The sequence below is a fragment of the Flagellimonas profundi genome, assembly GCF_017313275.1.
GTDB classification, from domain to species: Bacteria; Bacteroidota; Bacteroidia; order Flavobacteriales; family Flavobacteriaceae; genus Flagellimonas; species Flagellimonas profundi.
On the sequence record NZ_JAFLNM010000001.1, the window covers coordinates 260,967 to 273,044 of the forward strand.

Annotated in this window: 12 protein-coding genes; 6 read left to right on the forward strand and 6 right to left on the reverse strand. The window is 41.3% G+C overall.

Features of this window, described 5'->3' with window-relative positions:
• Positions 1-130: 130 nt before the first annotated feature.
• The 5 genes from J0654_RS01215 to J0654_RS01235 all read right to left on the reverse strand — a co-directional run bounded on the left by J0654_RS01215 (position 131) and on the right by J0654_RS01235 (position 4,755).
• On the reverse strand, positions 131-424 hold the full coding sequence (locus J0654_RS01215) for a hypothetical protein (RefSeq protein WP_207025896.1): 294 nt from the start codon (positions 422-424) through the stop codon (positions 131-133).
• A complete protein-coding gene (locus tag J0654_RS01220) occupies positions 417-1,103 on the reverse strand; it encodes a potassium channel family protein (RefSeq protein WP_207025897.1) in 687 nt (228 codons plus the stop codon). The genes J0654_RS01215 and J0654_RS01220 overlap by 8 nt, the downstream gene beginning before the upstream one ends.
• A gap of 4 nt (positions 1,104-1,107) precedes the next feature.
• On the reverse strand, positions 1,108-2,895 hold the full coding sequence (locus tag J0654_RS01225; RefSeq protein WP_207025898.1) for a TrkH family potassium uptake protein: 1,788 nt from the start codon (positions 2,893-2,895) through the stop codon (positions 1,108-1,110).
• A 110-nt stretch (positions 2,896-3,005) separates the two neighbouring features.
• Positions 3,006-3,683: a response regulator gene (locus tag J0654_RS01230; RefSeq protein WP_207025899.1), complete on the reverse strand. Its 678-nt coding sequence runs from the start codon at positions 3,681-3,683 to the stop codon at positions 3,006-3,008.
• Positions 3,676-4,755, reverse strand: a complete 1,080-nt coding sequence (locus tag J0654_RS01235; protein ID WP_207025900.1) for a sensor histidine kinase — start codon at positions 4,753-4,755, stop codon at positions 3,676-3,678. Before J0654_RS01235 ends, J0654_RS01230 begins: the two co-directional genes overlap by 8 nt.
• A gap of 133 nt (positions 4,756-4,888) precedes the next feature.
• On the opposite strand from J0654_RS01235, the gene J0654_RS01240 reads away from it, so the two are divergent.
• A complete protein-coding gene (locus J0654_RS01240) occupies positions 4,889-5,824 on the forward strand; it encodes a TerC family protein (protein ID WP_207025901.1) in 936 nt (311 codons plus the stop codon).
• A 601-nt stretch (positions 5,825-6,425) separates the two neighbouring features.
• Here the strand turns inward: J0654_RS01240 and J0654_RS01245 are convergent.
• Positions 6,426-7,124, reverse strand: a complete 699-nt coding sequence (locus tag J0654_RS01245) for an NUDIX hydrolase (protein ID WP_207025902.1) — start codon at positions 7,122-7,124, stop codon at positions 6,426-6,428.
• Between the two features lie 110 nt (positions 7,125-7,234).
• Between J0654_RS01245 and J0654_RS01250 the strand changes: the two genes are divergently transcribed.
• The 5 genes from J0654_RS01250 (at position 7,235) to J0654_RS01270 (ending at position 12,052) form a co-directional block, all read left to right on the forward strand.
• Positions 7,235-8,053 (forward strand): SDR family oxidoreductase, encoded by an 819-nt coding sequence (locus J0654_RS01250; protein WP_207025903.1) that lies wholly within the window; start codon positions 7,235-7,237, stop codon positions 8,051-8,053.
• Between the two features lie 19 nt (positions 8,054-8,072).
• Complete coding sequence (uxuA, locus tag J0654_RS01255; RefSeq protein WP_207027885.1) at positions 8,073-9,251, forward strand: mannonate dehydratase; 1,179 nt, start codon at positions 8,073-8,075, stop codon at positions 9,249-9,251.
• Positions 9,252-9,312: 61 nt separating this feature from the next.
• Entirely contained in the window at positions 9,313-10,293 is a 981-nt protein-coding gene (locus J0654_RS01260) for a TRAP transporter substrate-binding protein (RefSeq protein WP_207025904.1), read from the forward strand.
• A complete protein-coding gene (locus tag J0654_RS01265) occupies positions 10,293-10,751 on the forward strand; it encodes a TRAP transporter small permease (RefSeq protein ID WP_207025905.1) in 459 nt (152 codons plus the stop codon). Before J0654_RS01260 ends, J0654_RS01265 begins: the two co-directional genes overlap by 1 nt.
• A gap of 5 nt (positions 10,752-10,756) precedes the next feature.
• Positions 10,757-12,052, forward strand: coding sequence for a TRAP transporter large permease (locus J0654_RS01270; protein WP_207025906.1), 1,296 nt, complete (start codon positions 10,757-10,759; stop codon positions 12,050-12,052).
• The last annotated feature ends 26 nt before the right edge of the window (positions 12,053-12,078 follow it).

Sequence of the window (12,078 nt, forward strand, 5' to 3'; positions counted from 1 at the left end):
AATATGGGAATTCCCATGAACCTTAAAATTGAATATTTTAACCATTTAATGGTATGCAGTCAGGTCTAGTAAGGAAGGAACGAGCCTCATGAAAGGAACCGCAAAGGTATTCAAAAACAACTATTGTTGGCTATGGCTTTTTATGAATAGGGTTGCTGCAGTTTCCCTTGTGGGCCATGAATCCAAATGCGGAGTTGGCATCGGGCTTTTCTTTGTAAATCAGGTATTCACATCCTTCGTACGAAATGGTCTCGAATTTATTTTGTGGAATTTTGGATGTTTTTCCCTCAATGGTGCTTTCCAATGAATCCTGTACCCTCTCTTGTTCCAATAATCTTTGCTCATATGCTTTATCCTTACAGGAAACGATTCCAAGTGTAATTGCTGAAATCAAACAAATGCATACGGTCCTAATTTCAATCATCTTTTATAAATTTTTTAATGTCCATGTTAGCGCCATAGACCACGATAATGTCATCTTCGCTAAGTAGGCTATCGGGGTTTGCCACCCCCCTGACTTTAGTGACATTCCTTGTTTTTCCGATTATAGCCCTTTCTTCTGTATTGGCTATTGTTGTAAGGACCAATAAATTATAGCGCTCTCTGATTTTGCTTTCCTTTATGCTCTTTCCATTTAATTTGGATGGTACCGTAACTTCTACGATACTGTAATCATCATTTAATTCAAATGAATCCACCACACCCTTTAAGCAAAGTTTTTTGGCCCATCGTTCAGCGGATTCCTCTTCAGGGTGAACGATTTCATCCACCCCAATGGCCTGTAACACTTTTTCGTGAAGTGCATCGATGGACCTGCTGATCAATCGCTTGACCTTAAAATTTTTGAACAAGGCAGTCGCCATGATACTGGCACCTTTGTCCTCTCCAATGGCCACTATGACCATATCGGTTTCTTTAAGGGGTAGCCCACTCACAGTAAACTCATCCGTGGCATCCATACAAATGGTGTGGGATATATGCTCTTTGTAATGATCAACCCTATCCATATTGTTGTCGATACCGATGACTTCATTTCCATCTGCTGTCAGTTTCATCGACAAGGAAGCGCCAAAGCTGCCCAGTCCAACTATTATATACTTCATATTTTTAGGTTATGGTTAGTTCCTCAACAGGGTATTTATAGTTTTTCTCTTTTACTTTTTTAAATATGGCTATCAGTAAAGTCAACATGCTTACCCGTCCAATGAACATGATTCCTATCAAAACAAATTTACTGGCAGGACTCAGTGTGCTGGTAATACCCAAACTCAACCCTACGGTACTATAGGCCGAAAAGCATTCAAATGCGATGTCCAACAATTTTTTTCGACTATCAAAAACAGAGATCAGGATAATTCCTGTGCCGATGACCAACAATGATAAGGATATGACCGCAAAGGCACGCCTGACGGATATTTCAGAAATCTCCCTTCTATATACTTCAATCTTGCTTTTTCCCTTGGCCAAACTCAAAAAGTTAAGGGTGGCAATGGCGAAGGTGTTGGTCTTTATGCCTCCACCTGTCGATGCTGGGGAAGCCCCTACCCACATTAACAGAAAGACCATCATAACCGTTGAAAAATCCAAAGCCCCCATATCCACTGAATTAAAGCCAGCTGTCCTAGGGGTTGCAGCACCGAATACGGCAGTGACCACTTTTCCCATACCTTGATGTTCTGTAAGGGTGTTGTTGTATTCGTTGATATAAAAGAAAACACTCCCCATTATGGTCAATGTTGCGGTAGTCCAAAGGGTAATGCGACTGTTCAAGGTCAAGACCCAAGGTTTATGGACCAACTGCTTCCCTCTGATCCGGAAGAGTTTCTTGATAATTGAATACCTTATATATTTAATAATGTTGACCACTATTGGGAATCCCAGGCCTCCTAAAATGAATGTAGTAATGATAATGCCTTGGAATATATAGTTGTACCGAAAACCTGTTTCATATAAACTATTAGGCAGGGTAGAGAAGCCCGCATTGCAAAATGCCGATATGGCATGGAACAACGAGAAGAATGTCCTTTCAAATAATGAATTGAAAAATTCCCTGTCCAGACTTGTAAAGATTAATAGACCAGACACAAGCTCAATTGAAAATGTGATAAACAGGATTCGCTTTAAAGTGGAGAACACTTCACCGAGCGTACTGCTCCCGGTCATGTCACTCAAGGTCAATTGGTTTTCATATGAGGCCCCATCCTTAAAAAAGTAACTGAAATAACTTGCAATGGTCAAGATACCAATGCCGCCAGCCTGGATAAGGCATAAAATGATGGATTGACCAAAAAGGGTGAAATAGCTTCCGGTATCCACCACAATAAGCCCTGTTACGCAAACCGCACTTGTGGAGGTGAACAGGGCATCCATAAAGGACAGTCCTTCATATGTTGCATTGGGCAACATCAATAGCATCGCCCCGATCAATATTATGGCCAAGAAGCTTGCAACGAACAATTGAGCGGGATTCAGTAACGTTCGCTTATAGTTTATGTCCTGTTCAGAAAACTCTCTGATAAATGTAAGGATAATGGCAAATTTCACCCAATTATCCGAATATAGGAATGATATGTGCTTATGGGCTTCCTCACCTAAAAAGTGGGCATATAGAATTGCCAAGGTTGCAAAAATGGTCAATAAATCAAAAATAACCACAGAACGTTTGAACTGTTTGGTCCCCTTGGTGTAGCGTAAAACGGTAGCCAAAATTCCCAGGGCGATCACAACAAAATAAAAGGTGTTGAACCCTATTTGTATCTGCCTTGACTTATCGAAACCAAAGTCCACAATAAAAAGACAAACCCCGATAATACTGGTGTAGAACGCAATCTGAAAAAATTGGTCAGAATACTTCCGATTTTTAAAACCAAATCTTTCCAAGTTGAAAGGTGACATATGAAACTATGATTGGTTAACAACGTGTAAAAGTAGAAAGAGAGTTATAAAGATTTTATAAAGATTAGCGCACTGACTGTAATGTGAAAATTTACCATTATTAAAAGGATTTATTGAAATCGATAGCCTACACCACTTTCTGTAATAATATGTTGAGGGTGGTTGGGGCTGTCCTCTATTTTCTTTCTTAGTGTACCCACGAATACTCTTAGGTATTGGGTCTCCGTATTATGTCCATGGCCCCAGACCTGGTTCAAAATTTGTTGGTGCGTAAGGACCTTTCCCTCATTCTTTGCGAAAAGGACCAAAAGGTTATACTCGGTCTGGGTAAGCTTGACAATCGCACCTCTCTTTTTTGTTGTTCTGGCTACGAGGTCGATTTCAAGATCTCCACAAACAATAGTTGTGTTTGGCCCAATATCATGACTTCTCCTTAGTGCAGACCGAATACGTGCCAAAAGCTCTCCTGTCCTAAAAGGTTTGGTGAGGTAATCCGTTGCTCCATTGTCCAAGGCTTTGATTATATCCGCTTCATTGTCCTGAACCGACAAGATGATAATGGGCTTATGGTACCATTCCCTGATTTCTACCAAAAGGTCATGTCCACTTTTATCGGGTAGACCGATGTCCAGTAGTATCGCATCTGGCAAGTGGCTCCCGGCTAGGGCAACACCTTCTTTGGCACTAACCGCCTGTATGGTCCTATAATCATTACTTTCCAGATTGATCCGTAGCAATTTTCGAATCTGGGGTTCGTCATCAATAATCAATATTTGGGCTTTATCCATTTACGTTCGTGTTTATCAGGGAGGTCTCGGATGGGATGGAAAGAGTGAACAGCGCCCCGCCCTTCTTTCTGTTTTCCAGGGTCACTTTTCCGTCCATGGCTTCGATAAAGCCCTTGACAATGGAAAGGCCCAGTCCTGTTCCACCAGTGGTATGCTCCAGGCGGTAGAATTTTAAGAATACGGAGTCCAATTCATTTTTGGGAAAGCCATTTCCATTGTCCGAGATCATGATGATACAACCCTCCTTGGAACGAGAGGCTCTTATGGTCAGGATTGAGTTTTTCGGTGTGTGCTGAAGACCGTTGTGGAGAATATTGTGGAGAACCTGCTCTAACAGCCCACCATCCAACTTAAACAATGGGAGGCCTTCTTTGGGCTCAAATACGAGCTTGTGGTCCGCAGCATCTTCTTGGTTCCTTCTAATGACGGAAAAAATGATTTCATTGATGTCACACCAATCTTTTTTGGGTTTGATGAACCCAGCTTCCAGTCTGCTCATACTTAAAAGGTTCTCCACTTGTCTATTTAACCGGAGTCCGGCAATCCCTATTTCTGAATAAAGCTCATTTTTATTTTCTTCGGAGAGCCTGGAACTGTTTTCTTTGATAGTGTCCACAGCACCGATAATGGTTGCGATCGGTGTCCGTAATTCATGTGATAAGGAGTTTAACAAAGTATTGTACAGTGCTATGGATTTGATTCGTTCTTCCTCATCCCGTTGTTTCTTTTCAAATTCTCTGATCTTAAAAGTGAGTACGGCATTTATGGATGCAATCACGAAGTACATCAAAAACATAAGACCGTCCTCAGGAGTGTCGATATGGAAAGTCATGGTGGGTGGAATAAAGAAAAAGTTCCATATGAGAGCACTCAAAAGAGCCGATACCATGACGGGAAAAATATCAAAAAAGATGGCATTGAGGGAAACCGCCATCAATAAAATTAAAGCAACGGCACCATAGCCTATAAAATTCACCAAAAAGAAACACAATATGGATGTGCACACAATAAGTAAGAGACTTATGGTATACTGCTTCTCTCTGTTGTAATTCCTTGTCCTGAGAAAGTCCAAACCCTTTTTTGGTAAAGTTAGCTAGAACGATATAAAGATTTTATATGGATTTATATCAATACTGAATTTAGGCAACCTTTTTTTTACCTGACGTTGTACTTTATCTATTTTAGAACCTTAAAGTTTAATTTATATGTTGGTTTGGGCCCTTTTTCTTTTAGGCATCTTTTTTTTCTTGGCATTGGATCTTGGGGTTTTCAATAGAAAGGCCCATATCATCAGTGTAAGGGAGGCATCTTTATGGACAGGGATCTGGGTTACGTTGTCCATGTTGTTCTCCGGCGTCATTTATTGGTTGTATGCAACGGGAAAGATGGATAACGTGGATTCTTTGAAACCTATGGATTCAAGTCTGAAATATATTACGGGCTACCTTATCGAACTCTCCTTGAGTGTGGATAATATTTTTGTCATTGCTGTTATTTTTGGTTCATTCAACATACCCCAAAAATACCAGCACCGTGTCTTGTTTTGGGGCATCTTGGGAGCTATAATTTTTAGGGCTCTAATGATTTTTTTTGGGGTTGCTTTAATTAAAAAATTCAGTTTTACGACTTACATCTTCGGTGCTTTCTTGATTTTTACGGCCATAAAGATGTTGGTGTCACAGCAAAAGGTATTTAATCCCAAAAAGTCATTTATTTATAGGAACCTTAGAAAGTTTTTGCCCATTACCTCAAACATGCAAGGACAGAAGTTCTTTATTAAATTGCGCTATATAACAGCGGCCACTCCGTTGTTTATCGCTTTGGTCATTATTGAATTTACGGATATTCTCTTTGCTTTGGACAGTGTTCCGGCCATATTGGCCATCACCTCTGATCCATTTTTGGTGTTCAGTTCCAATATATTTGCCATTTTGGGACTTCGATCCATGTATTTTTTCTTGGCACACATGATAAACAAGTTTTACCACTTAAAATATAGTTTGGTTGCCATATTGAGCTTCGTAGGGGTAAAATTGATTTTGGCCCATTATTATACTTTTCCTGAATGGTTCTCTTTAAGTTTTATCGGATTGGCCTTGCTCCTCGGGATTATAGCCTCAACAAGGAACGAGAAAGAGTAATACAATAGCAATTATCATCCGTTAATTTTAAATTTATTGTTCCAACGGGTCGGTTAAGCTGTTCAATAGGAGCGATTAATTACCTTAAGCAAGAATCATTGTCATTTTTTAATTACTACCAACGATCTTCGATATGCGCCGTAGTGCACTTATAAAAACTAAATTTAGACTTAGTACAACTCTTAAATATACGAAAAAGCCAGAGATGAGGCACATACTCCGCTATGCTGCAATTGGAGTGTATATTCCAAATTCACTCGAGAAATTTCTATATGTGAACTCTGATTTTGTCCTGGCAGCCAAATGATTTTCATAAGCTATTTTTAGGCTTAAGTAGGTTAAATTGATTTTAAGACAAAATTAAAAAAATACTGCTGAGACATAAGATAATTAATTCCAATGGATTTCTATTAATAATCATTAAATGAGTTTTATAAAACATAAGAATGCCAGCCTGGTTTAAGTAAAAAGAATTTGGAAAAATAGAATGATATTTACGGGGTTTAGTGGTCTTTAAAAAATCAAAATGGGTGTAAAAATTTGTTTTGATTTATATATGCAGAAGTGCCATTATCATAATCAAAACTCCACTCGAAGAGAATTATGGCTTTTTCGCCGTAGGGTTATCATAAAGTATTGGCCCTCCCTTTACTCCCGCTTTTACCTCTCCAGTGCTTTTAAGGATCCCCATCTGGAAAATTCGTTTTCTAAAATTTCGTTTGTCCAGTTCAAGCCCTAGAATATCTTCATAAAGACCCTGTAGTTCCGACAACGTGAATTTTTTTGGGAGCAATTCCCCCATGACCAATCTGTCCTTGAGGTTGTTCTTGAGGTACATATGGGCATCATGGATGATTTGGGCATGGTCAAAACCTAAATTTTTGGGAATCTCATCCAAATCGAACCAAGCAATCTGTTCCACGTTGCCCTTTAGAAAAAGAGGATGGTTTTCTGGTCGTACCAAAGCATAAAACGAAACGGTGACAACTCGTTTTATAGGGTGTCTGTTTATGTTGGAATAGACCTTCACTTGTTCAAAATGGATGTTCTTTACACCAGTCAGCGCAAAAAGGACTTTATGGGTACAATCTTCAATATTTTCATGGGCTTCCATTACTCCGCCCGGTAACATCCAATGGTCGGTGAACTCACCGACGGACCTTTTGGTCAGCAATAGCTTCAATCGATGGTCAACATAGCCGAAAACCGCAATATCTGCCGTTATCGAACATTCGAATGAATCAGCTTTTACTGTTATATTTTGTAAAATCCGTTGTTCAGACACCTTTTTATTGCGCATTTGATTTTTTTATAATTATAAAACTTATAAATTAGCATCTGTGTCAAAAGTACACAGAAACAACAAATTTTAAACAGAATGAATCAAAGATTTTGATTCTAAATGCAGGGATGGGCAATACCTTATTCGATATTACAGGAAAAGTAATTTTAATCACAGGAGGTACCGGTGTGCTGGGCAGTAGTATGGCCGAGTATCTACTTTCTGAAAAGGCCAAGGTCGTTCTTATGGGGCAGACCCGAACCAAGGTGGAAGACAAGTTAAACGAGCTAAAACAGAAATACTCCTATGTCCTAGGATTTTCCGGTAGTGTATTGGACAATCATTTCTTGATGGAAGTAAAAAACCAAGTTGTGAATACTTGGGGAAGGATTGATGTGCTCATCAATGCAGCAGGTGGCAACATGCCCGGCGCAGTAATAGGAGAGGACCAGACCATTTTCGATTTAAATATGGAGGACTTTAGAAAAGTATCTGAATTAAACTTGGATGGCTCGGTGATTCCCTCCTTGGTTTTCGGAAAACAAATGGCGGAACAAGGACATGGTTGCATTCTCAATGTATCGTCCATGGCAGCCACTCAAGCACTTACACGCGTTGTGGGATATTCGGCCTCCAAGGCGGCCATTGATAATTTTACCAAATGGATGGCAACCGAACTGGCCCTGAAATTTGGGGAAGGTCTTCGGGTAAACGCGATTGCCCCGGGGTTTTTTATCAGCAATCAAAACAGGAGGTTGCTTTTAAATGAAGATGGCAGCTATACCGACCGTGGCAAAACAATTATCGACAATACGCCCATGAAACGCTTTGGAAATGCCAATGAGCTGCATGGAGCCGTTCATTGGCTTATTAGCGATGCTGCCAGTTTTGTAACTGGCGCCATCATTCCTATTGATGGTGGATTTAGTGCTTTTAGTGGTGTATAAAGAAGAGATGGACATAGGATTGGAACAAACATGGCGATGGTATGGGGCAGATGATACCGTTTCCTTGGCAGATATTAAAATGGCCGGCGCAACTGGTATTGTTACTGCCCTGCACCATATTCCAAATGGGGAAACCTGGTCAATGGATGAAATTGAAAAAAGGAAAAATGAAATAGAATCCATGGGACTCACATGGTCCGTTGTGGAAAGTATTCCAGTACATGAGGATATTAAAAGACGAGTAGGGGATTTTGAATTTTACATCGAGAATTACAAAAAAAGTATAGAGAACTTGGGCCATTGTGGTATCGATACGGTTTGCTACAATTTTATGCCCGTTCTGGACTGGACACGCACAAATTTGGCTTATGAGCTTCCAGATGGTTCAAAAGCATTGTATTTTAATCGTGTTGAGCTCGCTGTTTTTGAACTTTTTCTTTTGAAGCGCAACGAAGCTTTTCAAAAATATACCGAACCAGAGATTGATGATGCCCGAAAACATTTTGAAAAAATGGACGATTATCAGAAGAACCAACTGATCTCCAATATTATTGCAGGGCTACCAGGTGCGGAAGAAGGTTATTCACTGGACCAATTCAGAAATGCCTTGGCAGCTTATAATGGCATTGGGGAAGAGGAATTACGGGCAAATCTGTATGATTTTATCCGGCAGATTACACCAACTGCAGAAAAAGAGGGCGTCTATCTGGCCATTCATCCAGATGATCCACCATATCCCATTCTGGGCTTGCCCAGGGTCGTAAGTACGGAATCTGACGCCCGAGCGCTTTTGGAAGCCTATGAAAGCCCGAACAATGGACTTTGTTTTTGTACGGGTTCCTATGGTGTTCGGATGGATAATGATTTGGTCGGGATGGCAAAACGCATGGCGGGCCACATTAATTTTGTTCATTTAAGAAGTACCAAAAGGGATGATGAGGGTAATTTTTGCGAAGCAGATCATTTGGATGGTGATGTGGATATGTATGGTGTGATGAAGGCGCTCATGGAAGAACAGGTAAGGCGTAAAAGTAGTGGGAATGGTCGCACAAGAATGCCCATGCGTCCCGACCATGGGCACCAAATGCTGGACGATTTAAAAAAACAGACCAATCCCGGTTACTCGGCTATTGGTCGTCTCCGGGGATTGGCAGAATTAAGGGGTTTGATGTTGGGTATTGAAAAATCTTTGGGGTGAGGCTAAAAGGAACTTTGAATTTTTCCATGGGGAACAAAATCTATATCAAGAAAATTGGGGTATGAAACTAGTCAGGACTGTTTTATGGGGCGTCTTTCTTGTACAGTTTTCGGGCTGTATGCAGGATGATGGGGCAAAAACAATCCGGTTGGCCCATGGCTTGGATGTAAACCACTCCGTGCATAGGGCCATGGTGAAAATGGGTGAAGACCTTGATAGTATTTCCGGAGGTAAGCTCCACGTGGAGATTTATCCCAACCAACAATTGGGTACCGAACGTGAAATTTTGGAATTGATTCAACTCGGCAGTCTCGATATGACCAAGGTATCCGTCGCTACTTTGGAGAATTTTGCTCCCAAGACCAGGATTTTGGGGTTGCCCTATCTTTTCGAAAGTAGGGAACATGCCTTTAACGTACTGGATGGACCCATCGGCCAAGCATTGTTGGACAATTCCGAAGAATTTAGATTGAAAGGATTAGGGTATTACGATGCAGGGTTCAGGAGTTTTTATACAGAAAAAGAACCAGTAAACTCCCCGGAAGATTTGAAAGGGCTCAAAATAAGGGTCATGGAAAGTGTGACTGCCGTGGACATGGTTAAAAGTCTTGGGGGCTCGCCAACACCAATTTCGTGGGGAGAGCTCTATACCTCGTTACAGCAAGGTGTTGTGGATGGGGCGGAGAATAATCTCCCTAGTTTTTACCTATCAAGACATTATGAAGTGTGTCCCTATTATTCGTTGGACGAACATACCTTCTCTCCGGATGTATTGATTGTGGGCACCTCATTTTGGGACAAGCTTACAGCGAAGGAAAAGGAATGGGTGCAAGAAGCGGTAAAACGGTCCCTAAAACATCAAAGAAAGTTATGGGCGTTATCAGAAGCCGAGGCTTTGGAAGAGGTGCAGAAAGCCGGCGTAAAGATTTCGTATCCGGACAAAGAGCCATTCATCCAAATGACAAAGGAAATGTACAGTACCTATGAAAATGATGAAGAATTGAATAAAATGATACAACAAATCAAATCAATGGCAGACTGATGGGGTTCAAAAAAACATTGGAACATATTTTGGCCTACACGCTTGTGTTGCTGATGGGCCTAATGGTCTTGAATGTGCTTTGGCAGGTACTCAGTAGATATGTTATGGGAGAACCAAGCGCCTTTACCGATGAGCTCGCCCGGTTTTTGATGATCTGGTTGGGATTGTTGGGAGCGGCCTATGTATCCGGAAAAGGAGGCCACGTGGCCATCGATGTATTGGCCAAACGGGCCAGTACCAAAAATCAGATATTGTTGAAAAGAATGGTCTCTGGCTTCATTATCCTCTTTTGTATTGCGGCCATGGTTACAGGAGGTGGTTGGCTGGTCTATACCACATATGAACTAAAACAGTATTCCCCGGCATTGGGTTTGCCCTTGGCCTATGTGTACGTCGTAATTCCCTTGAGTGGATTGATAGTGGTTTACAATAAAATAATTGATATCATATCGGATTAAACGCCATGGAATATATACCCTTACTTGTTTTGATCATCAGTTTTGTGGGCCTTTTGGCCATAGGGACACCTGTGGCCTGGAGTATTGCCATTTCATCCATGCTGACGTTATTGGTGAGTGTTCCCACATTACCGGCCTTGGCCACCATATCCCAGCGGATGGCCACTGGTTTGGATAGCTTTGCCCTGTTGGCCATTCCATTTTTTATTTTATCGGGAGAATTGATGAACCAAGGAGGGATAGCCCACAGATTGATCGCTTTTGCCAAAACTTTGGTAGGGGCTTTGCCAGGAGGTCTTGCTTTGATCAACATTATCTCCGCAATGTTTATGGGAGCCATAGCAGGATCGGCAATGGCATCGGCATCGGCAATGGGAAGTATTCTAGGACCGGAAATGGAAAAAGAAGGATATGATAGGGAATTTGCAGCAGCAGTCAATATCACCTCTGCCACAACAGGATTGGTGATTCCGCCAAGTAATATTTTGATTGTGTATTCCTTGGCAAGCGGCGGGGCATCGATTGCCGCTCTTTTTTTGGCAGGATACATTCCCGGACTGATAACTGGTCTGTTGCTCATGGTGGTTGCCATGTTGTGGGCCAAAAAGAAAGGATATGGCACGGGACAACGAAGCTCCTTGGGCAAGGTTGTTAAAACCTTCATTGATGCGGTTCCAAGCCTATTTTTGTTGGTTTTGGTCATCGGGGGCATCGTCGCTGGTATTTTTACAGCAACGGAAGCATCTGCCATTGCTGTGCTATACAGTCTTTTGTTGGGTTTTGTCTATAAGGAGTTAACTTTTAAAAAATTGCCCCATATCTTTTTGAATGCTTCGACCACCACAGCTGTTGTTATGTTGCTGATTGCAGCTTCCATGAGTATGTCATGGGCGCTTTCCTTTGAACATATTCCGCAGGATATCAGCTCAGGACTATTGTCCATTACCGATAACAAGATTGGCTTGTTGCTTATCATAAACCTGATATTGTTGGTGGTGGGTATTTTTATGGATATCACCCCGGCCGTACTCATATTCACTCCTATTTTTTTACCCATTGTGACGAAATTGGGAATAGATCCCGTGCATTTTGGTATCATCATGATCCTGAACCTTTGCATTGGTTTGTGTACACCACCTGTGGGTTCGGTTCTCTTTGTGGGGGTAGGTATTGCAAAGACATCCATAGAAAAAGTGATCAAGCCCTTACTGCCCCTATTTGTGGCGATGATTTTGGCATTGTTTCTCATTACCTACATACCAGAGTTGGCCCTATGGCTTCCCGGTTTGTTTGGACTTTAATCGATTTGTAAAGTAAATTTTAAAAT